The sequence below is a fragment of the Paenibacillus sp. V4I5 genome (genome assembly GCF_030817255.1).
Classification (GTDB): domain Bacteria; phylum Bacillota; class Bacilli; order Paenibacillales; family NBRC-103111; genus Paenibacillus_E.
Genome location: NZ_JAUSZB010000002.1, coordinates 2141434 through 2164558, shown reverse-complemented (window position 1 = coordinate 2164558; position 23125 = coordinate 2141434). Strand labels below are relative to the sequence as shown.

Annotated in this window: 19 protein-coding genes; 17 read left to right on the top strand and 2 right to left on the bottom strand. The window is 44.0% G+C overall.

Annotated features, from left to right (window positions below; all coding sequences use genetic code 11):
- Positions 1 to 57: 57 nt before the first annotated feature.
- Positions 58 to 1818 (bottom strand): sensor histidine kinase, encoded by a 1761-nt coding sequence (locus QFZ78_RS11795; protein WP_307547649.1) that lies wholly within the window; start codon positions 1816 to 1818, stop codon positions 58 to 60.
- An 18-nt stretch (positions 1819 to 1836) separates the two neighbouring features.
- Positions 1837 to 2568, bottom strand: a complete 732-nt coding sequence (locus QFZ78_RS11790) for a response regulator transcription factor (RefSeq protein WP_307547647.1) — start codon at positions 2566 to 2568, stop codon at positions 1837 to 1839.
- A gap of 259 nt (positions 2569 to 2827) precedes the next feature.
- On the opposite strand from QFZ78_RS11790, the gene QFZ78_RS11785 reads away from it, so the two are divergent.
- From QFZ78_RS11785 to QFZ78_RS11705, 17 genes are all read left to right on the top strand, one after another.
- Positions 2828 to 3820, top strand: coding sequence for a mannonate dehydratase (locus QFZ78_RS11785; RefSeq protein WP_307547645.1), 993 nt, complete (start codon positions 2828 to 2830; stop codon positions 3818 to 3820).
- A gap of 28 nt (positions 3821 to 3848) precedes the next feature.
- The gene (locus tag QFZ78_RS11780) at positions 3849 to 5186 is read left to right on the top strand and encodes an ABC transporter substrate-binding protein (protein ID WP_307547643.1); all 1338 of its coding nucleotides are present in this window, start codon (positions 3849 to 3851) and stop codon (positions 5184 to 5186) included.
- A gap of 39 nt (positions 5187 to 5225) precedes the next feature.
- Positions 5226 to 6104 carry a carbohydrate ABC transporter permease gene (locus QFZ78_RS11775; protein WP_307547641.1) on the top strand — a complete coding sequence of 293 codons (879 nt, stop codon included), beginning with the start codon at positions 5226 to 5228 and terminating at the stop codon, positions 6102 to 6104.
- An 11-nt stretch (positions 6105 to 6115) separates the two neighbouring features.
- Positions 6116 to 6955, top strand: coding sequence for a carbohydrate ABC transporter permease (locus QFZ78_RS11770; protein WP_307547639.1), 840 nt, complete (start codon positions 6116 to 6118; stop codon positions 6953 to 6955).
- A gap of 29 nt (positions 6956 to 6984) precedes the next feature.
- Positions 6985 to 8013 (top strand): mannonate dehydratase, encoded by a 1029-nt coding sequence (locus tag QFZ78_RS11765; RefSeq protein WP_307547638.1) that lies wholly within the window; start codon positions 6985 to 6987, stop codon positions 8011 to 8013.
- Positions 8014 to 8411: 398 nt separating this feature from the next.
- A complete protein-coding gene (locus QFZ78_RS11760; protein ID WP_307547636.1) occupies positions 8412 to 11063 on the top strand; it encodes an Ig-like domain-containing protein in 2652 nt (883 codons plus the stop codon).
- Positions 11064 to 11493: 430 nt separating this feature from the next.
- Positions 11494 to 12858, top strand: coding sequence for a glucarate dehydratase (gudD, locus tag QFZ78_RS11755; protein WP_307547634.1), 1365 nt, complete (start codon positions 11494 to 11496; stop codon positions 12856 to 12858).
- Positions 12859 to 12967: 109 nt separating this feature from the next.
- A complete protein-coding gene (locus QFZ78_RS11750; RefSeq protein WP_307547633.1) occupies positions 12968 to 13669 on the top strand; it encodes a FadR/GntR family transcriptional regulator in 702 nt (233 codons plus the stop codon).
- 253 nt (positions 13670 to 13922) lie between these two features.
- A complete protein-coding gene (locus QFZ78_RS11745; protein ID WP_307547632.1) occupies positions 13923 to 14663 on the top strand; it encodes a hypothetical protein in 741 nt (246 codons plus the stop codon).
- Positions 14664 to 14665: 2 nt separating this feature from the next.
- A complete protein-coding gene (locus QFZ78_RS11740) occupies positions 14666 to 15043 on the top strand; it encodes a GntR family transcriptional regulator (protein ID WP_307547630.1) in 378 nt (125 codons plus the stop codon).
- A 1-nt stretch (position 15044) separates the two neighbouring features.
- Positions 15045 to 15734, top strand: a complete 690-nt coding sequence (locus tag QFZ78_RS11735) for an ABC transporter ATP-binding protein (protein ID WP_307547628.1) — start codon at positions 15045 to 15047, stop codon at positions 15732 to 15734.
- Between the two features lie 59 nt (positions 15735 to 15793).
- Entirely contained in the window at positions 15794 to 16702 is a 909-nt protein-coding gene (locus QFZ78_RS11730; RefSeq protein ID WP_307547626.1) for an NAD(P)-dependent alcohol dehydrogenase, read from the top strand.
- 161 nt (positions 16703 to 16863) lie between these two features.
- Positions 16864 to 17187: a hypothetical protein gene (locus QFZ78_RS11725; protein WP_307547624.1), complete on the top strand. Its 324-nt coding sequence runs from the start codon at positions 16864 to 16866 to the stop codon at positions 17185 to 17187.
- A gap of 22 nt (positions 17188 to 17209) precedes the next feature.
- Positions 17210 to 17923 carry a DUF4386 domain-containing protein gene (locus QFZ78_RS11720; protein WP_307547623.1) on the top strand — a complete coding sequence of 238 codons (714 nt, stop codon included), beginning with the start codon at positions 17210 to 17212 and terminating at the stop codon, positions 17921 to 17923.
- A gap of 516 nt (positions 17924 to 18439) precedes the next feature.
- Positions 18440 to 18901 (top strand): histidine utilization transcription antiterminator HutP, encoded by a 462-nt coding sequence (gene hutP / locus QFZ78_RS11715; protein ID WP_307547622.1) that lies wholly within the window; start codon positions 18440 to 18442, stop codon positions 18899 to 18901.
- Between the two features lie 161 nt (positions 18902 to 19062).
- Complete coding sequence (gene hutH / locus QFZ78_RS11710) at positions 19063 to 20604, top strand: histidine ammonia-lyase (RefSeq protein ID WP_307547620.1); 1542 nt, start codon at positions 19063 to 19065, stop codon at positions 20602 to 20604.
- A gap of 178 nt (positions 20605 to 20782) precedes the next feature.
- Entirely contained in the window at positions 20783 to 23014 is a 2232-nt protein-coding gene (locus tag QFZ78_RS11705) for a helix-turn-helix domain-containing protein (RefSeq protein ID WP_307547618.1), read from the top strand.
- The last annotated feature ends 111 nt before the right edge of the window (positions 23015 to 23125 follow it).

Genomic DNA, 23125 nt, shown 5'->3' with positions numbered 1-23125 from the left:
AAGACAAAAAGGGTCGATGAATGATTACATTCGTCGCCCCTTTTTGATCTGGATAATTTATATAGGAATGGTTAAGTAGACCGCCGTTCCCCAACCGTATTTACTCCGGATTTTAATGCCGAATGATTCACCGTAAAGCAATTTCAATCTTTTGTGTGTGTTGTATAGACCGATATGATCCGTTTCGCTGATATCCTGCTTGAGTTCGTTCGTAATTTGGTCAAGTCTTTCTTTGCCAATTCCGATTCCGTTATCAATCACAGCCAAGTGAAGCATCTCTTCTATCTGCCAGATTTTAATTTTGATTCGATAGGATCCTTCCTTCACTTTGATGCCATGGTAGATACTATTTTCAATAAGCGGTTGCAAAATTAGCTTTGGCACATTGTACTTGTTGACATGCTCCTCATATTCCCAGACAACATCAAATTTATCGTGATATCTAACCTTCTGTATGTCGATATAGCTTAAGGTATAAGCGATTTCTTTTTGAAGGATGACCGGTTTGTTATGCCCTTCCAAGGAATATCGCAAAATATCTGCCAAATTTTCCACCATTTTGTTCAAATTCCCAGGCTTGCCGGTAAGGCTAGCGATTTTCCAATTGATTGTCTCCAGCGTATTATATAGAAAATGAGGATTCAGCTGTGACTGCAGGGCGATCAACTCCATAGCTTGGGCTTTATACTTTCGTTCGGACAGTTGGATGCTTAAATAGTTCTGCTCGATGAAATTTTTCAGAATGCTATGAATGATATAGCTGTAAACGTCTTTCACGCGAGAAGGTAGAGCAGGCAGCGGCTTGCTGTTTTCGGCGGATTCCAAAATCGTAACAATCGTTTTCACATCTCGGTAATTTTTTCTGGTCAAATAATACGTTAATCCGGAGCCAAATAAAAAGGAGAACAGCAGGAGAAGCTGACTGGTCAGGTTCAAACCATCGGGAACTTCATATAACGATGTTTTGGGGGCAATAGATAAGTAGGTCCAACCGTACTTATCCGAGTTCAGCTTGGAAACGATAAATGGCTGACCGTTCAGGTTCGTCTCATAAAAGGGACGCCCATCGGAAACGAGATCTTTAAATACTAAATGATCAAAATAGGGGAGTTTTTTATTTTTAAACATAACATCCCCGTTCGGGCCTAATATGAGCAGGGTTTGATCCTGTAGTGTGGACAAATTGGACAAGTGGTTCTCGATATATTTGGCGTCAATGTTGAGCACGATGAGACCGTCTCCCTGATCGCGGGACAATTTGCGGTAAAGACTGATAAGCTCCACGGCAGAATTCTCAAAGTTGTATTTCTTAATGGTGCGGTTTTCCGTCCATACCAAATCGTCGCCATGTTGATGCCTTTTATAGCTGTCGAACCAGGCTTTATCATAAAATTCATTTAAATCGATCAGTCCGCCGGAGGTCGTGGAAAGTAAACGGTTTTTGTCATTATTTAAATAAACGTAGACAGAATCGATATAAGGCATCGCCATGGCAGGCGCATCGATCAAATTTTTAATGGTCGCGAGTACTTTATAGTCATCCAGCTCCAGAGACGGCTTGAGCATTAGGCTCTTTAAATTCGCAAATTCGATCGCATTGGCCATAAAGTGGATATTCAGCGAATCAAGCTGTTTAAAGATCAACTCGATATTTTCCTTTGTTTGCTTGAGCATATTGGTCGTGTTGTGATTAATTTCTTCCGTTACATATCTCTTAATAATGACCGTGGACATTGTGCCTAGGATCAGAATAGGTACAAGCATGGGGATCAAAAAAGTGAATAAATTTTTAAGGAAAAATGCATGGTAGGTTTTCATCCGATTTCCTATAGTCCTTTATATGTATTCCGCATTTCTGAATTCACGCGGGCTTTTGCCGAAATATTTTTTGAAGGTGCGGGTAAAATTTTTAGGGTTGCTGTAACCGATCATTTCGCTGATTTCATAGGTTTTATAATCGATTTCCTTTAAAAATTGTGCGGCTTTCTCCATCTTAATGGAAATGACGTAATCCGAAAAATTTTCTCCCGTCTTTTGCTTAAAATACTTGCTAATATAGTAAGGGCTCATGTGAACTAAATCTGCAGCGCCCTCCAGGGCAGCATCTCGATAGCGCTCTTTCACGTAATTTTTGATCACCGAAATCACTTTATCGGAAACAGCCCCTTCTTGCGCTGCATCTTGTTTCTTTTCTTGATTTAATTCTTCTTTGATGCTTAAGAAAACATTCATTAATTCATCGTATTTGGTCGGCTTGACGATATAATTTTTCACGCCGTAAATCAGCGCCTGTTGGGCGAATTCAAAATCTTTGTAACCGCTTAAAAAAATGACTTTAATTGGTGATTTTTTTAGGTAGAGCTCTCTAGCCACATCGATTCCGGTCATAATCGGCATTCGGATATCGCAGAGAATAACATCCACCTCATGTCTCTCCGTATATGCCAATACCTGAGTGCCATTATCAGCCTGACTCACGACCGTGAAGCCAACGTCTCCCCAGGGAAAGTAGTTGCTTAAGCCATTTCTGATTTCATATTCGTCATCAGCAATAAGGAGCTTATACACAGCGACCCGCCTCTCTATTTGGAAAAATCAACAACCTTCTTATAGGCACATTATAGCATTGATCGGTGGTTATAGTCCCTCAATTTGTCAAATGAGTATGTAATGATTCCTTTTTGTTAAAAGATGATACTTCTTCGTCCTGTTCGTCCTTATCGAGCCAATAAATGATACCAAAAGAGGAACCAACCGCCTTTTTATTCTTCCTGTATCCATTATAATCATAGTACTGAAAGCGTTTCCTAATGAAAGGATGAGGAGATTGATCAGAATATCCATAACAACAGCAAGAGTGGATCACCCTGACAGTTATTTGAAGCAGCTTGTACAGCTGGGGGCGGATTGTCTCGATTTTGGGAACGGCTCCAGCTTCGTTGGAGTGAAGGAGCAAGGGTACCCTGATTTAGATGAACTGTTAAAGCTTAGACGCAGACTCCGTTCCTTCGGACTGGATATCAACCGTGTGACACTGCCTAATATGTCGGAAAGATTTATGAGAAACCTTCCCGGCTCGGAAAAGGAACTGGATAATACCGTTAACGCCATGAAGGTATTTGGCGAAGCTGGAGTACCCATCGTACGACAGCGGTTTGCCGGGGATACGTTCGATCAGTTGATGACACGTTACGATGCGGTGCTGCGTGGAGGGTATATCTCCCGTGGTGAGAGCTTAGGTCTTACCAAGCAACAGCAGGAGACGCCGACTTATGAGGAACTTCAAGCTTGGTGGGAACGTTTCCTGATCGTTTACGGTCAACTGGTCCCGATTGCAGAAGATTTCAATGTGAAGCTGTCCATGCACCCTTCGGATACACCAAACGCAGATACGCCTTTTGGCAGTCTGGGTTATCATCGAATTACTGATGCTTTTCCGAGCAAGCAGGTAGGCTATCTGTACTGCATCGGCACCCGTGCCGAAGCGGGCGGGTCATCGCTCGTGCTTGACGAAATCAATCATTATGGAAGACAAGGACGCATTCATCTCATTCATATGAGAAATGTTCGCGGGAGCCTGCCGACTTCGGGAGGGTTTGAAGAAACGCTGCTGGATGATGGGGATTTGAATATGTTCAAGGTTTTAATGGCATTGAAAAAGGTAGGCTATGACGGGTGTATCAATCCGGATCACATTCCTGTACTTGAAGGGGACGATCGGGATCGGCACAGCGGTGACCATCGTACTGAATGCGGAATTGGACTGGCTTATTCAATCGGGTATCTCAAAGCGCTTCTTTGTGCGATGTACGCCATATAAATGACAATACAATAGATGAGGTGAGACTATGAAATGGAATAGAGTGAGCTCTGTATTAGCAGCAACTACTTTGTTGGGAACGATTGCTGCAGGATGTTCGACAAGTAATAATACGGCTACTTCTTCATCCGTTGATAAAGCTGCTTCGCCAGGTGCTTCTAATGGTCCTAAAGAGAAATTTATCTTCTGGGATAAAGGGGAATATACCCAAGCTTATAACGATCTTATGAAGCAGCGGGTGGAGGAATTCGGAAAGGCGAACAATGTCGATACTGAATACGTGGTCATTGCTCAAAACGATTTGAAAACGAAGCTGTTGGCCTCGATCGAAGCGAAGAATCCACCGGATCTTATTGTGGCTAACGACCCGGTTGCCAAGCAGTTTGTCACCTCCGAACAGCTCGTGGACACTTCGGACATCATTACGAAAATCAATTTTACGGATGGAGCTAAAAAATTTTCTGTAGTGGCAGATAAATATTTCATGGTGCCTCAATCCTTCCAAATGGGCGGAGCCTACTTGCGCAAAGATCTTTGGGAGAAGCACAAATTGCCAGTACCGAAAACGTGGCAGGAGCTTTACGAGCAGGCCAAAATTGTCAACGATCCGAAAAACGGCATATACGCCGTAGGTCTCCCGTTAGGCCAATCCGGAGGCGGAGATGCCGAGGGTTTTGTTCGGGATGTCATACTAGCGTATGGCGGAGCTATTGTCGATAAGGACAATAATATCACGGTCAATTCCAAAGAGACGCTGGAGGCGATTACGTTTCTCGCGAAATTTTGGCAAGAGGGCCTAACGCCGCCATCTTCTGTGACTTGGGACGATAACGGCAATAACAATGCCTATCTAGCAGGTACCGTCGGTTTCGTCATCAACAGCGGAAGCATCTACGATCAGGCCAAGAAGGATAAACCAGAGCTTGAGAAAAATACGCTTCTCATTCCAAAGCTTGCCGGCCCTAAGGGTGATTTTATTCTAGGCAGCGGCAACGTCTTCGCCATATTCAAAAATGCCAAAGGCACCAAGTGGGCGAAGAAGTTTGTTACCGAATTTTATGACAAAGATTTCTACAATAAATTTGTTGAAGTCATGGGAGGAAAATTTCAGCCTGTACTTAAGGGCTCTGAAGAGATGGCATTCTGGAAGGACCCGAACAATAAAGCCGCAGGCTGGATGAAAATGATTAATGACGTTGTCGGCTCAAGTAACTATCCAGGTCCTGAGGATGATCTCGGATCCAAGGCCAAATCCATGCAGCTTGCGACAAGAGCGGTGCAAAGAATTGTTGTGGAGAAGATGGATCCGCAGAAATCTCTTAATCAGCTTGAACAAGAGCTCAAGCAGTTATATGGCAAAAAGTAACGGGGTCTTACTATACGCAGTCAGGCGGTGATTTCTTGCGTGGGACAGTTAAGCAGAAAATATGATAGAACGCTCGGATACTTATTAATTCTACCGGTGGCTTTTGTCATCTTTGTGGTCATCGGTTTCCCATTCATCAATGCCATTTATTTAAGCTTTACGGACAAAGTCGTAGGTGTGGAACCTAAATTTATCGGATTTGACAACTATCTCCACATTTTTACCGATAGAGAGTATTGGAAGGTTCTTAAAAACACCTTCATCTATATGATCTTCAGCGTGGGTTTTAAATTAGTCGTCGGTCTGATGCTGGCGGTCGTGGTCAACGAGACATTCTTCGGCCGGGGAATTTTTCGCATGATCCTGCTTATTCCATGGGCTCTCTCCGGCATGGTGGCCGCCATCACATGGCGGTGGATGTATGACGATACTTACGGCATTATCAATTCCCTGCTGCTTCGTTTTCACCTCATAGATACACCCATTCTATGGACCTCGGGGCTCCATATGGCATTGGTTTCCGTCATCATAGTGAACATATGGAAGGGACTTCCCTTTTTCATCTTCAGTTTACTCGGCGGCTTACAGACCATCGATTCACAGATGTATGAGGCGGCTACAATCGACGGCGCAGGCTGGGTAAGACAGTTCTTCGCGATCACGGTTCCTTCGATCATGCCGGTCATTACCATTACAACATTGCTTTCTTGCATATGGACATTTAACAATTTTGAGAGTGTATATTTGATCACGGGCGGAGGCCCATTGAACGCATCAGCGATCATGTCCACTTATACGTATGAAGTAGCTTTTCAACAAAATCTAATGGGTCGGGCGCTGGCAGTGGCGGGTTCCGTCGTTCCTATTCTGGTCATCATGATTGTCGTCTCCATGAGAAAAATGAAAGCGGATGATTAGGGGGAACAAGGATGAAGTCAAGAACAGTGAAAAAGATTAGGAATCAGACGATTATTTACGTCATTGTTTTTATTTTCACCATCTGGACGTTGTTTCCGGTGTATTGGATGGTCAAATCCTCCTTTACCCCGAACGAGCTGATGTATACACCGAAACCCGGTTTGGTTCCTGATTCGTGGACATTATCCCATTACAAGGATTTATTTCAAAAAACGAAGTTCATGAATTATGTGAAAAACAGCCTTTATGTGGCTTCCCTCGTTACCCTCATATCGGTGAGCATCAGTATTCTGGGCTCGTACAGCATGACCCGGCTGCGTTACCGGGGGAGAAGCTTTTTCTCGCAAAGTATTATTTATACGTATCTGCTGCCAACGGCGGTATTGTTTATCCCGATGTATGTGGCGGTAAGCAAGCTTGGTTTGAGCGACAATAAGAATGCTTTGCTGATTGTTTACCCGACCATTATCGTTCCTTATTGCTGCTACATGCTGATCAGCTACTTCAAGGCAATTCCCAGAGAGCTGGAGGAAGCGGCCTTGATCGACGGATGCAGCAGTCTTCAGGCCTTGTTCAGAATCATACTGCCCATTGCGGCTCCCGGAATAGCCGTCGTATCTACCTTTGCTTTCACACTGGCATGGAACGAATATTTGTATGCTTTGGTTTTGACGACAAGCCCGGGGCAGCAGACGGTCAATATTGGGATTTCCGGCTTTAAATTTTCGGATCAGGCAGTCTGGGGACTGCTGATGGGCTCGTCTGTCATTGCATCCTTGCCAGCCATTTTCCTGTATTTCCTGGCTCAACGGTTTTTAAAGAGCGGTTTGGCTGCAGGTGGCGTCAAGTGATGAATAACTAGCGAGTAGGAGGCTAAACGATGATGAAGATATCGGTTACGGTTAATACGTGCGATTTAACGGATCGCGATTTGAAGCAAATGTGCCAGTTGGGCATCGATTATGTAGATTTCGGTAAGGGATCGTCGTTTCCTGGGGTGCAGGAGCAGGGGTATCCGGATTTGGATCAGTTACTTCAGCTGCGCAGGCGTGTGCGTTCCTTTGGGCTCGATATGAACCGGGTTACGCTGCCAGACTTCACGGAACGGTTTATGAACAATTTGCCGGGCTTTGAAAAGGAGCTGGAGAATTCAGCTCTTGCTGTAAAGGTATTTGGCGAAGCGGGCTTGCCGATTGTAAGGCAGCGTTTTGCCGGGGATACTGCACCTGTTTTGACGAATAGCTATAAAGCCGTACAGCGGGGGGGAGCTGTAGCTCGAGGAGAAAGTCTTGGCTTGATGAAGAATAAGCCCGAAATGCCTGGTTTAGAAGAGAGGGAGCGCTTTTGGAGCCGCTTTACGGAAGCATTTCGCACATTGGTTCCCTTGGCCGAGGACTACAACGTAAAATTGACGGTTCATCCATCCGATACACCAAACCATGGAACCCCGTTCGGTGGGCTCGGCTTCCATCGGATTATTGATGCTTTTCCGAGTAAAAATGTCGGATTCGTATACTGTGTGGGAACGCGCGCCGAAGAAGGCGGAAGCTCTTTGGTCATGGATGAAATCAATCATTATGGGCGCAAAGGAAAAATATGTTTGGTACACCTTCGCAATGTGAGGGGCAGCCTTCCAACAGCGGGAGCTTTCGAAGAAGCGCTTCTGGATGATGGCGATTTGAATGTGTTTAAAATTTTACTCGAACTGCGGAAGGTTGGATACGAGGGCTGTATCAATCCGGACCATATCACACAGTTGGAAGGCGACAGTATCGATTTAGATCAAAATTGGACGCATTCGGGCATTGGTTGGAAATCGTCCAGCATCGGTTGGGGCTATTCCATCGGTTATGTAAGGGCTCTGCTGACCGCATTGGCGGAGTTTGAGGGTAACCGTTATGGACACTAGTTTTGGTCATTGCGGGACAGGCGAATCGGATTATTCATTTTCGGGATGGGCGGATATATAAAGACGTTTAGTAGTTATAGGACCGGAACTCCGAATTACGGGTTCCGGTTTGTTTTATTTTCTTTGAGTTATTCAATGAAGTCAAGGATTGTCTTTCGCTATCTATTAGCCCAGGCTGATAAACGCACGCCAGTCCTTTTTTCCATTATGGCTAAAACCGTAAAAAATGACATGTGGATCATAAATTAATCTATCCTGGAAATTTCAACAATTCATTATAATGATAGTTGAAAGCGTTTGCCGAATGAACGATTATACGGAGGAAGGGGTTGGAGTTGGAAAGAAGTTGAGCCTGCTGTTTAAAGGCAATTTTTCACGAAAATAAAGGAGGCTTTTAGATGTTTTTCTTCAAAGTGTCTAAGCAGCAAGTTTTTAAAAGGGGATTAAGCTTAGTTCTTTCGTTTGCCCTTGTACTTTCACTGATCAGCCTATCCGGTTTTCCGTCATCATCGGTTCATGCAGCGCCGGGAGATAGCTTAGGTTTATTGGAAATAGAAGTGAACAAGCCGGTAAACGCAGTCGTTGATCTGAATCAAGCAACCATTCATATATCATTGCCCTACGGCACCTTATACCAAATGTTGAATGTAATGACAAACCCGGGCGTTACCACGACGCTATTCAGAAGTAACAAAATAACCACCATCTCTTTTGCTGCCAGCGGCATTAACAAAGGAGATGCCAAGATGGACCAATTTTCAACCAGCGGAACCACTTTATATTATCTGGTGGTAACCGACAAGAATGACAGCAGTAACACCCGAACCTATACTATAACCGTTACTGTAGATATGGCTTTGCCCCCGATAACAGGGATGGGAGCGGGTGACAAGTATTTGCCTCTCAATATTCAAGGTAGAGAACATGTATGGGATGTTATGGGCGCATCTAAAATCGGCAATGGCAGTACTACGGGTTCAATAGAAGGCCCGAACACCCCCTCGTCTTACAGTGGGAAAATATGGTCGCAATCAGTCTATGATCGTTCAGAGGACTACCCGGTGGCTTCGACAGTTAAGGAAGCATGGCTGGGGGATAACATGTATTTGCAGACCATAGGCAGAAATGATACGAATGCACTTACAAAATACGGGATCGCAAATATTCCGGGAACCGACAAACTAGGGTCCGACATTTTGCGTTTTCACGAATTTGTGCCTTTTGTTACCCCGGACGGCGTAAGCCGGGACGACGGCGATCGGGGCGCAGTAGGAAGCGATCGTCAGAGGCTGGAGATTAAAAGCAACACCAACGCTTCAAGCAGCGATGCAAACAGTAAGGGCGGCGACATTGTGACCCACCACTGGAGGCTTATGCTCCCGTCTGAAACCTTAAGGTTTCAGACGGATGTCGGTGATCACCATGCCAACGATTTTATTGCTCCCCACAGGTTTTGGCACATCTTCCAACTGAAAGAAATAGCCGGAAACGCAGCAGGACAGCCGGTGGCCACGCTTTCTCTGGTTTCAAGCGAAGGCAAAGGGCAACTAGAGTTCAGGAACAATCCTGATGGCGGCTATGCGGACAGAATAAAGCCGTTATTCACGATTCCATTTGAACAGGTCGTTGACCGCTGGCTTGATTTTGATGTTACGATTTTAACAGCCGATAACGGTTACATCTACGGTAAGCTTATCGATTTGGAAACAGGTAAGGTGCTTTTTGAAGGCGGTATGACAGCTGAAACCTACAGACGCCCTGAAGTGGAAAACCCGATTACCGGCCGAAACGAAAGAGGCGACCTGCCTGTTGTATCGGGGCAGCAAAACCGTTCCAAATGGGGTCTTTATCGGGGCATGTATAATGGCGCAGGAGATGCGGCCTATGCAGATGAATTCCAATCCGCAACCATGTATCTCTCCGATACATACTTGATCAAGAGGGATAAAGACATTTATATTTTCCATGATGGATGGAATCCCAAAGATCAACCTAAGGATATTGTAGCGTGGGCAAGGTCGAAAGAAATTACGGCTTCCAAAGGTACAGCGTTTGGAAGTTTAAGCTTGCCTTCACAGCTTGATGTAACCTTGAGTACGGGGTTGACAGAAAAGGTGAACGTTACATGGAGCTCCGCCGGTTATAACCCCGATGGCATGGGCACTTACAGGATTTATGGTGGATTTAACGCTACTAGCTTGACGAATACCAAAAACATTAAGCCATATATTGATGTTACCCTGCGGGATCTGACCCCACCGATTACGGAGGCTCAGATTGATCCGATGCCTCAGAACGGCTGGCTGAACAAGGAGGCGTCCGTCACGCTATCGGTTTATGACGATCTCTCCGGTGTAGCGAAAACGGAATACAGGCTGGGGGATCATGCAAATTGGCAAACTTATGCTAGGCCGATGACCTTTACGAATGACGGCGTAAGCCGACTGGAGTACCGTTCTATCGACACTGAAGGCAACATTGAGCAAACGAAAGAGCTCGTCGTCCGGATTGACAAATTGAAGCCGGATTTTGTGCTGACGGCAAACGGGGAACCGCTTGCGGAAGGTGCAGTTTTCTCCGATGATCGCCCGATTGCGCTGCTTCTGAACGCGAACGATGCACTATCCGGTATAGCGAGCCAGGAATTCACCCTGGACGGAAAGCGGCTTACGAATGGCGCTTCCGTTGATTTGGCCGGTAAGCTTGGCCTTCATACACTGAGGGTCGTCATCACCGATCAGGCTGGCAATACGACGGATGAGTCTGTCGGCTTAACAATAACCGCCACCCCCGAAGGAGTATCCAAATTGATTGACCGATATGTCGAAGCCGGTGAATTGAAGAGTCCATTGGCTGAACAATTGCGCAACAGTTTGAACCAGGCTTTGCATCAATTGGACAAAGGCGACAAGATCAACGCGGCCAAACATATGCAGGACTTCCTGAAGCACCTGAATAACGAGCCGCTGGCGGATAATGTCTCCGAAGCCGCGATGTCCGTCCTCGGAACGGACGCCAATGCTTTGATCACAGAATGGTCCACGAAGTAAATAAAACAGCATCGTACAACACATGTAGTAAGCATCCGGTCCGGATTGGCCGGGTGCTTTTCTACATGTGACTTAGAACGGCTGCCATTGAGGCAGCCACTTTTTAATTGGACCATACGTGTGCAAATGAAAGAAAACATTCATTTATAGTGGGAGGATTCCAATGTTCAACGTGTTGATCGTGGACGACGAAAAATTTGAACGTGACGGGATCAAATATTTGCTCTCAAATACACAAAGGGGTATGAGTTTCATTGCATAAATACTGCCAGGGGATCTTCATAACAGGAGAACCCCTGGCTATTTCTTCCCCTATCGCAGATCATAAAGAATAAATTGACGCATATTTTAATTTGTCTTACAATATGACTTGTATATATCCATTTCCTTATTTTATATTATTTTTTAATGAAGGGAAGAGAACAATTTGATGCAGGATATGAAACATGACCAACTGAATAGCCGATTTTCAGGCACGCCGATCATTACGGAAATGCAGGTCATTCCTGTGGCGGGGTACGATAGCATGCTGCTTAATCTCAGCGGTGCACATGCTCCTTTCTTTACACGCAACATCATCATTCTCAAGGATAACGCAGGACATACGGGTGTTGGTGAGGTTCCAGGTGGTGAAAAGATTCGTCAAACACTAGAGGATGCACGGGCGCTCGTCATTGGTCAATCCATAGGTCAATACAATAACATCCTGAACATAGCACGCAAACAGTTTGCTGATCGAGATGCTGGGGGACGTGGCTTGCAAACCTTCGATCTTCGCATCACGATTCACGCCGTTACTGCTTTGGAAGCTGCACTGTTAGATCTTCTGGGGAAATTTCTCTGTGTTCCTGTTGCTGCGCTCCTTGGAGAAGGGCAGCAGCGTGACCGCGTAGAGATGTTAGGTTACTTGTTCTATATCGGCGAACGTAATAAAACGAAGCTTCCTTACTTGAGCGGGCAGGATGGCAAGGATGATTGGACACGATTGCGTAATGAGGAAGCGCTTACACCTGAAGCTGTCGTTAAGCTGGCTGAAGCGGCATACAAGCGATATGGCTTTAACGACTTCAAGCTGAAGGGCGGCGTGCTTCGTGGAGAAGAGGAGATCGAGGCCGTTACCGCGCTAGCCGAACGTTTTCCGCAAGCAAGAATAACGCTGGATCCAAACGGCGCATGGTCTTTATCTGAAGCAATTCGCCTTTGCCGCGATCAACACCATGTACTGGCTTATGCCGAAGATCCTTGCGGAGCTGAAAATGGCTATTCCGGACGTGAGGTAATGGCAGAGTTTCGTCGTGCTACAGGGCTCCCGACAGCTACGAATATGATCGCCACGGATTGGCGTCAGATGGGACACACGATTCAACTGAATTCGGTTGATATTCCACTTGCAGATCCACACTTCTGGACGATGCAAGGCTCTGTCCGAGTAGCTCAAATGTGTCATGAGTGGGGGCTGACGTGGGGCTCGCATTCTAACAATCATTTTGATATTTCGCTTGCTATGTTTACCCATGTCGCTGCCGCTGCACCGGGAAAAATCACAGCTATCGATACCCATTGGATTTGGCAGGACGGGCAGCGTCTGACCAAAGAACCCTTCCAAATTGTCGGAGGCATGGTGGAAGTTCCAAACAAGCCAGGTTTGGGCATTGAGATTGATATGGTTGAAATTGAGAAAGCGCACCAGCTTTACAATGAGAAAGGGCTTGGAGCACGTGATGATGCGATTGCTATGCAGTATTTGATTCCTGGCTGGAAATTCGATCATAAACAACCTTGTCTTGTACGGTAATCGAGATGATAAAATGAAATGAAGGAGAGATCTGTCTACATTGTTATTTCATCTAATTCGTCTTACAATATGATTATGCGTTTTAGTCAGCTAAGAGAGAAGGGCAATTATGGTAGAACTTAAAGGAAGCGTAGAATTGGAGTCTATTAAACGAAACACGCTGCCCAAGCAAGTCGTTGACAGCATTGTTCAGCTGCTGATCAGCGGTCAGCTTAAACCAGGAGATAAACTGCCGTCCGAGATGGAACTGATCGATATGTTAGGCGTGAGTCGACCGGTTCTGCGGGAAGCATTAAGTTCACTTGAAGCGCTTGAAGTGATTACGCGAAAAACTCGTGGCGGAACCCATTTTAATAATAAAATCGGCAGCAATCCGTTCTCGGTGATGCTGGCTTTGTCCATTGGTAACCTTCCAGCGATCATCGAAGCACGAATGGCATTAGAACTGGGACTTGTGGCCATAGCGGCAGAAAAGATTACGAACGAGCAGTTGAACCGATTAAAGGAAACCATTGATGAAATCGCAGGCAGTGTCAATAACAACTATGGGGAAGCGGACAAGGAATTTCATCGGATTATTGCATTGAGTGCGAACAATCCGATCATTGAAGGAATGATCGATCCGCTGCTTATAACCTTTGACAAAATGGACAGACAAATTAGGGAACGTGAACGTGATGTAACGGTCCAATTCCATACAGATATCTATAATGCGCTCGTTAATCGGGATCCACACGAAGCGTTTACGCATATGTACCGACATCTTAGTTACGTCCGAAATAAGCTTTTGCAGGTATATCAAAATGAATAAGAGGCCCATGATGGTCCATTTAAAAAGTCTGCCCAATCTCTCGTGAATGCGATACAGAGATCAAGCAGACTTTTTTCGTTAATTGCCTTAGTGGAATAAGTTCAAAATAACAAAAGCTGCGTACTCAGGGAGTAATGAAGGTTTTCCTTCTTGCTTCTTTTTATAATGTCTATTTACATACACAATGTCTTAGTGTACTATTACGTTAATACAATTTTCCGTTGTGAAGTTTCATTAAGAAGGAGAGATTTGGATGAGGGCATGGGTAGCTTTATTAAAAAAAGATTTTAAATTAACAAGAACCGTATTTTTCGTAGGACTTGTAATTAATTTATTGATTGTCTTGTTGACGTTATATATGGGGATGAAAGCAGATCATACCTTACTTATTTTCTTACCCTTAGTAGTTGGCGTTGTTCTTCATGTTTTATATGTTCCGATTATTGTATTTATCAGTTTGAAAACAGAGGCAAATCAGCTGCATCTATGGCTGCATAATCCTGGGCCGGCTTCTAGATTGTTAATTAGTAAGATAGTGAACGGGCTGTTGATGCTTGTTATTTCGCTATTGATGTTATATGTGATGTCCGGATTGCTGATCATACCCAAGTTCAACTTAATTGAAGCGTATTGGACGGATACTTGGATATCGGGATTATTCATATTTCTTCATATTATTGTGATTTCTATAATCATTGGCGTTTGGGTGTTATTTCTTTGGGCGCTATACCAATCCCTTAAGTTTGCAATCGGGCGTTGGAGTTGGTTAGTCGTTATTGGGGCAATTATCATACCTAGTTGGATAACTGCCCTATTCGAGTCCACTAAACTGTATAGTTTAGTAACGAAATGGGGGAATATTACTTATGATTTCCCTTCTTTTTCAATAAATCCTATTCAAACATATGCAGGAGAATATTTGTATACCTTCATTTTTATCATTGGGTTATTCTTTCTGAGCGCGTGGATCGTTGACAATAAAGTTGAGGTGTAAGAATGGAAGAATTTAATGCTTCAAAGCCAATTTATCTGCAATTAGCGGATCGAATTAATCGACAGATTGTAAGCAAAGAATTGAAAGCAGGTGAGAAGCTTCCGTCTGTCCGAGAAATGGGGATCAAATACAGTGTTAATCCAAACACAATTCAGCGTACTTACAGTGAGTTGGAGCGTGAGGGTATCCTGGAAACGAGAAGAGGTCAAGGTACATTTGTCACGGAACAAGAGGAGCGCTTGGTCCAACAGCGTGAAATATTAAAAAATGAGCAGATCTTATCGTTTGTTCAGGTCATGCAGGAAATGGGATTCAGCTCTTATGAAATCATATCAGGGCTCCAGGACCACTTAAGCAAATTGGATAAAGGAGATGAGTGATTTGATTCAATTGACGAATGTTTCTAAAAAATATGTTAAACAGCCCGTACTCAATAACATTTCATTCACTTTGCCCGTAGGTAAAATTATTGGCGTTGTGGGTGAGAACGGCAGCGGGAAGTCAACGCTTTTGAGACTTATATCCGGACTGTCGCTTCCAACAAGTGGGAAGGTAACCGTAAATGGAGTAACTGCCAGTCGAAGAACTAGCAAAGTGGTTTCTTATTTATCAGAGATTGGTTCTTTTTATTCGATATTCACAGTACGTGAAGCGATGGATTTTCAGGCTTCCCAATATACGGACTTTAACATGGCTAAAGCGGAAGAAATCATGAAGTTTATGCAGCTGGAGCCTCATATGAAAATCAAAGACCTCTCGAAAGGAAATCGTGCTCGGTTAAAAATCATGCTTACTTTGGCCAGAGAAGTATCCTACATTCTAATGGATGAACCACTGTCCGGGCTTGATCCCATGGTGCGAGAATCTATTGTTAAAGGAATGATTTCTTATGTTGACTTGGAATCTCAGACGCTCATCATGACAAGCCATGAGATTGCGGAAATTGAATCATTATTGGACTCCTTCATTGCGATCAAAGACGGATCATTACTTAGAATGGCTGATGTGGAAGAATTACATGAATCAGAGGGTCTTGGTATCACGGATTGGATGAAGAGGAATTATGTCTAATTCGGGGTTAATTGGATCTGTTTGCTCATTGCAATTGGTAATCATTAGGAGGGACAAATATGAGAGCAATTGTATACACCCAATACGGATCGCCAGATGTTCTTCATCTGAAAGAGTTAGAAAAACCTACACCCAAGGACAATGAAATACTGGTGAAAAACTATGCGACAACGGTAACAGCAGGTGACTGGCGCATGCGAAAGGCTGATCCATTCGTTGCAAGACTTTACAATGGTATCTTAAGGCCCAAAAAAGTAACGATATTAGGGTTTGAGTTAGCTGGGGAAGTTGAAGTAGTAGGCAAAGATGTAAAACGATTTAAGAAAGGTGACCAAGTTTTTGCCTTCTGTGGTATTGGCTTTGGTGCATATGCCGAGTACAAATGTTTGCCTGAAGATGGCATTGTGGCTATAAAACCGACCAATTTGACGTATGAGGAGGCCGCCGCTGTTCCCGTTGGAGGAATAACCGCGTTGAATTTCCTTAGGAAAGGAAAAATCGCGAGTGGAATGAAGGTTCTTGTTTATGGAGCTTCTGGAAGTGTAGGTACTTATGCGGTACAGCTTGCCAAATATTATGGGGCGGATGTAACAGGGGTATGCAGTTCCACGAATCTTGCGTTGGTGCAATCTATAGGAGCCGATAGGGTAATTGATTATACGAAAGAGGATTTTACAGCGAGTGGAGAACGTTATGATTTAATCTTTGATACCGTTGGGAAAAAAATATCGAAAATCACAAAAACAACAGGCAAGAAATCGCTTCGCTCGAACGGAACCTATGTGAATGTGGATATGTCACAAAAGAATCGTGTTGAAGATCTAGTCTTCCTGAAGGAGCTTATTGAGGGAGGAAAGGTAAGACCGGTCATCGATAGACACTATCCGTTAGAACAAATTGCCGAGGCTCATAGGTATGTCGAGAAAAAACACAAAAAGGGGAACGTGGTCATAACGGTAATGAAATAAATTCAAAAAGGGAGATAAACAAATATGAACGAGGTCTCGTTGTTTCGTCTTTATTTGCTGAGGGCGCTGTACCTTCTTATCATCGTTGGGCTCGGTATCGTGGTATGGCCTGGAGTCATCCACCACGATAAGCCGTGGGAACTTATGGAAGGAGTGGTCCAGTGCATGCTGGCCGCCTTTTCGGCTCTGTCAGTCCTGGGGCTGCGATATCCGCTGCAGATGCTGCCTTTGCTTCTGTGGGAATTATTGTGGAAGTCGATCTGGCTGAGCGTCGTTGCACTCCCACTGTGGTTCTCCGGTCAAATGGACGAGTCAACTTGGGCGACGGCCTCATCCTGCTTGATAGTCATGATTTTTCCTTTCGTCATCCCTTGGCGCTTTGTGTTTGCACACTATGTAAAGAAGCGCGGAGATCGGTGGCGCTGAGGGAAGATAGACAGCGCAGCCCATGGTCGGGGAACATGGTCATAACGGTAAGGAAATAAATTCAAAAAAGGAGATAAACAAATGAATACTAATAAAAAGAGCGCATTAATTGTGGGAATACTATTTATACTTGCGGCGGTTACGGCGATAATCGGTCTTATTTTATACGATCCTATCCTAAATGGTCCGGATTACCTGATGAAAGGTTCCGAACATGCCAACCAGGTGATACTGGGAGCACTTATGGAGTTAATTCTTGTCGTTTCAGCGGTTGGTACTGCAACTACAATGTTTCCATTGTTAAGAAAATATAATGAAACTATTGCTCTTTGGCATGTTTGCTTCAGGTTTCTTGAAGCCGTTATTATTACTATTGGTATAATCAGCGTACTGTCCCTGTTGACCTTAAGCCGGGAATTTGCAGCAGCAGCGGCTCCGGATATCGCCTCTTTTCAAGCTTCAGGTATATTATTAAAAGCAGTACATGACTGGACCTTTCTGCTCGGGCCTCTCTTCATGCTGGGCATCAACACGATGATGTACAGTTATATATTTTATAAAACCAAGCTCGTACCCAGGTTTATACCCATCTTGGGGATGACAGGAGCAACACTTGTTTTTATCTGTGCCTTGTTAGTCATGTTCGGTGTCATTCAACAAGTTTCTGTTTGGGGTGCTATTTTGGCGCTGCCAGTAGCAGCTAATGAAATGATTCTAGCTGTATGGCTCATAGTTAAAGGATTCAATTTATCTGCACTCTCTTCCGAGTCAGCAAAAACGGAACGAGCGAGCTAACAGCAACACACGAATATAAGAAAACGGAGCACCGCGTGTTTGCGGGCTCCGTCCCGCCAGGAACCGGCAGTTACCCGTACGATGCATTCGCCGACTGTCTGCGAAAATCAGGATACAGTGGTATGATTTCTGCCGAGTGCACGGTTAGGGACAGTCAGGAATACGCGCAAGGTCTTGCCTTCATGAAACAGAAATTTTGTTGATCGATTAGAAGAGCTTTCGAGTGCGAAAACGAAAATTCTGAACCTAGAAATGTCATTTCGGTAATGTTCTCTGCTTGTTGACATCAACCAACCACCATGATATATTTCATTATACAGTTCAGTCGTTTAGACATTAGTTATTTAGAAGATCGGGGCTAAAGTATTTGGGATACGCTAAGTATCTACTTACTTTTAACGCGATCTTTTTTGGTTTTTTATTGTAATAAAAGCAATAGACAATCAATGAACAGTTTGTCATCAATGCTTAATTATTATATGTAAGCGCTAACTAATATTATAAGGAGGCGATCCAATGACGAGTCCAGGAAAGACACCCTTTCCGATCGGTAAATTGTCTATGTTATTAGCAGTTTTGAGGGATCATTCATGGAATGAAGATGTTGAAAATGAGTTGAAAGAAAAAGGCTATCGATACGTTGTTGGCAAAGTTGGAGCGATGGACTTAAACAAAGTTATCGCAGCCATAGAAACGACGGCAAAAAACAATCATATTATTAATAAAGATATTTATCACGAAGTGCACGCACTATACCATGCTATTATTGAAGCTCTTCAGGGAGTTGGTAGAGGTATGGTACAGTTCGGTGATATATTACGGACCGTAGGGCTGACATTCTCCATTGTTCGCGGTAAATTAGGAGAATCCTCTGAGCAAAGCGGTGAGTGGATCGCTGTATCTATTTACGGAACCATTGGTGCTCCCAAAAAGGGATTTGAGCATGAAGCCTTTGGCTATGGATTTAATCATATTTAGTATATTTAGTATAGTTAGTGATGAATGACTATTCTTTGCACATGAAACAATGAAAGTGAATTTAATAATAAACCAGGCTATTAGTAAATTTAGTGATTTAGGAGCCGATACCTTATTTGGTATTGGCTCCTTTTTATATTTTCATACGAGGAGCGATCATAATGCAGACATTACAGACAGAAATTTTAGTAGGTAGTGGAGTAACACTAACATTAAAAGATGTGATTGAGGTTTCTCGAAATAAGACTAGAGTGGTTTTGAATCATACAAGCGTAGAGAAAATTAACCGCAGCAGAAGTTATGTGGAAAAGCTTCTTCGAGAGAAAAAAACGGTTTATGGACTTACCACCGGATTCGGTAAATTCAGTGATACGTATATCTCAAGTGAAGATACAAAAGAGCTCCAGGCAAATCTCATACGAAGTCATGCTTGTGGAATAGGGCTGGCATTGCCAGAAGAAGTCGTTAGGGCGATTATGCTGCTTCGAATCAAATCGCTTTCATTAGGTTACTCGGGCATCCGGCTTGAGGTTGTCCAAACGATGATCGAGATGCTGAATAAGGATGTCGTTCCGGTTGTTCCAGAGAAAGGCTCGCTCGGTGCCAGTGGCGATTTGGCTCCTTTGTCTCATGTGGCATTAGTCATATTTGGAGAAGGTGAGGCTGTCTATGAAGGTCAGCGTATGGATGGCGGAACGGCTATGAAATTGGCGGGCATTCAACCGATATCTTTGGAAGCTAAAGAAGGACTTGCGTTAATTAATGGAACCCAAGTCATGACCGCGGTTGGGGCAATAGCATGTTATGACGCTTTGAATTTGGCGAAATGGGCGGATGCGACGGGAGCACTGAGTTGCGAGGCATTATTGGGTATTAGGGACGCTTTCGATGCGGAAACGCATGAAATTAGACCGCACAAAGGCCAGCTGCTGGTTGCCGAAAATATAAGAAAACTGACGATGGGAAGCCAATTGATGACAAATCAAGGGGAGTTAAGGGTGCAGGATGCGTACTCTCTACGCTGTATACCGCAGGTTCATGGAGCGAGTCGTGATGGACTTTCGTATGTATTGGAAAAAATCGAGGTGGAGATGAATTCAGTCACTGATAATCCACTCATATTCGAGGAGCAAGAGAGGGTAATCTCTGGCGGCAATTTTCATGGGCAACCGATCGCATTGGCCATGGACTTTTTATCCATTTGTATGTCAGAGTTGGCCAACATATCCGAGAGAAGGATCGAGCGTTTAGTAAATCCGCAGTTAAATGGTGATCTACCTCCCTTTTTGACAAAACATGGTGGTCTTCAATCTGGATTTATGATTGCCCAATATGCCGCTGCTTCGGTGGTGTCCGAAAATAAATCTTTAGCTTATCCAGCTAGTGTCGATTCAATTCCATCTTCAGGCAATCAAGAGGATCACGTAAGCATGGGAACGATCGGAGCTCGAAAAGCGAAGCAAATTGTAGAAAATGCTTACTCAGTTATCGCTATTGAGCTTTTATGTGCTTCTCAAGCTATCGATTATCGTAATCCCGAGCTTCTGGGCAAAGGGACAAAGTGGATTTATGCCAAGTGCCGCGAACAGGTACCTTTTTTGGAAAAAGATAGAGTTCTGTCTTACGACATCAAAAAAATAACTTCCATGTTACAAGAGACAGATGTTGCGGCTGAATTGGCACCAATTACAACTATTCAATAATTTTATTAGATACATTTCTTGCTTTTCAAGTAACCGTAAATCATTATATGTGGTAAACTTTTCTTTTGAAAACCTAAGTGCAAGGCATCATGCAATCATGGTACAATATAAGTTATAAAATGAAAACGCATACGAATGAACCGGATGAATGGTCCGAGAAAGTTAAAGGGGGCTTGTTATGAGAGTAATGCCCAAGTACAGAGATACCTATTTTACCCGTCTTATCTTATCTTATACGATTTTGGCTGTCGTCCTGATTGGGCTTACGGGAGGTTACCTATATTCTCAAGCCAATCGATTGATGGTTGGCGAAATCGCCAAGGACAGCCAAAACCGGCTTGTTACCGTAAAGGATTATGTCGAACAGACACTGCTTAGAAGATTCGAAGACAATCTACAGAATAAGGCTTTATCTACCATTTTCATTCAGAATAATTCCAATTTGAATTATTTGTTGGATAGCGGATGGGAAGGCAATCTCAGCCGCATTGCGTCGTTTCGCCAGGATCTTGATAATTATAAATTGGCTATTGAAGGTGCTTCTAAAATGACGGCCTATTTTCGTACGGGAAATTATGTCGTTGACAACAATTCCTTTTTTATGAAGCCGGATAACTCTACAGACGTCGCTTTCATCGGTCAGCTAAATCAAACTGTTCCCAACCGATGGATAACCCGAACATTGCCGGATACAAGCCCCAGTATTGCCGAAGGGAAGCAGGTTATGACTTATGTCGTTAAGCTTCCGTATGACATCCCAAGCGCTATGCCTAAAGGATACTTGTTTGTTGATGTCGAGCAGGAGTACGTCAAACAGGCTGCTGCCAAAATTATGAACTCCCAGAACGAAAGGCTTTATATATTCGATGCGGTCGGGAATTTGATCGTTCAAACAACGGATTCGAATCCGGACGAAATTCACCTGCTTCAGAACGTAATTGGATCCGGTCAGACCGTTCGGGAAATCGCTGACGACAAGAGCGGCACAATTGTGATGTCGTACCTTGACAAATCGAAGTCGGGGAACGGTTGGACCTATGCGATGGTTCGTCCTATGAATACGTTTGTATTAGCTTCCGAACAAATCAAAACAAAAATATTCATAGGCTGCAGTTTGGTACTCTTGTTAGGGTTTGTCATTTCCTACATGATTTCAAAACGATTTTATATTCCAATGAAAAAGCTTGTCCAGCATATCCGCAGTCTGCATCAACCTAACTCGGCACAGTCCCAAATGAACGAATACGCAATCATCAGAAATGCGTTGAATAGCTTGGGACAAAAAATTGAGACCTTGGAATCCCTGGCGAAAACGAACGAAATGAAAAATCTTGTTTTGGGCGCCAGCCTTGGTTTGGAGAATATGGACGACTTGCCTCAGGACCGCCAATTTCTAGTCGCGTATATTCCGCTCATGGAAGGCCATAGTAAGGAGTTCAAGCAGCGTTATGAGCAGATCGACCACTCCATACGAAATGAGGTTGTCTGCTTGAATTTGAGGGAAGCAGCTATCATCTTCTTCTTTGATTCCCTCGACATGGTTGACGATGAAGCGATTGCTGCGGATTTAGTTCGAGTAAAAGAGGTAATTAGAGACGAGATTCGTTTCGGGGCTGCGATCGGCTCTTTAGTTCAATCGCTCGAAGAAATCCCACTCTCCTATCAATTGGCGCAGCAAGCTTATCGCTATTGCTTTTTTTATGGTCAGGAAGCGATTGTTCAGCACTCGAAGATTTCTGCATTGAACCCGACGCCGTACATGTTTTCGTTCGATCTCTATAAAAATGCATTGAAGGTCGGGAATGTAAACGGATCGAATCAGTTTATCGATGATTTCACCAATATCCTGGAGGAACAGAGCCTACAGCTCGAAGTGGTGGAATTAGCGCTGCTTCAACTGGTTTCCACGCTTTATCAGGTCGTGATCGAGCTGGATTTACAACAGTTGATTCCTTCCTCCAATCTATTTGACGAACTGAAAAAAGAAACGCTGTCGGACACGATGGACGCGATTCGCAGCCTCTCGGGGCAGATTGCTTTACATGTAAGCGAATCGGGCAATCATGCTCATGCGGACGTCATATTAAAATTGAAAGTGTATATCGACGAACATTTACACGAAGATCTTTCGTTGAATCTTCTTTCCGAAATGGCCTCGCTCGCTCCGGCCTATGTTTCAACCTTGTTCGGCGAAGTCATGAGGGAATCATTTACCGAATATGTCACTCGGGCAAGGCTGGACAAAGCAGCAGCTCTGTTGCGAGAAGACGTTCGCTTATCCGTCACGGAAATCGCGTCTCTCGTCGGATATCGTAACCCGCAATATTTTCACAACAAATTTAAAGCCCGCTTCGGGATCACCCCGGTACAATATCGGCAGGTAAAAAACACAGATGTGCAAGCCATATAGCAGAATTACTCATGAACAGCCTAATAAGGCTGTCTTTTTTTTCTATGGAAGCCGCTTATCTATGATTCATTAAAGAAAATGCAATCAAATATGAAAGAATTCTTACGAAAT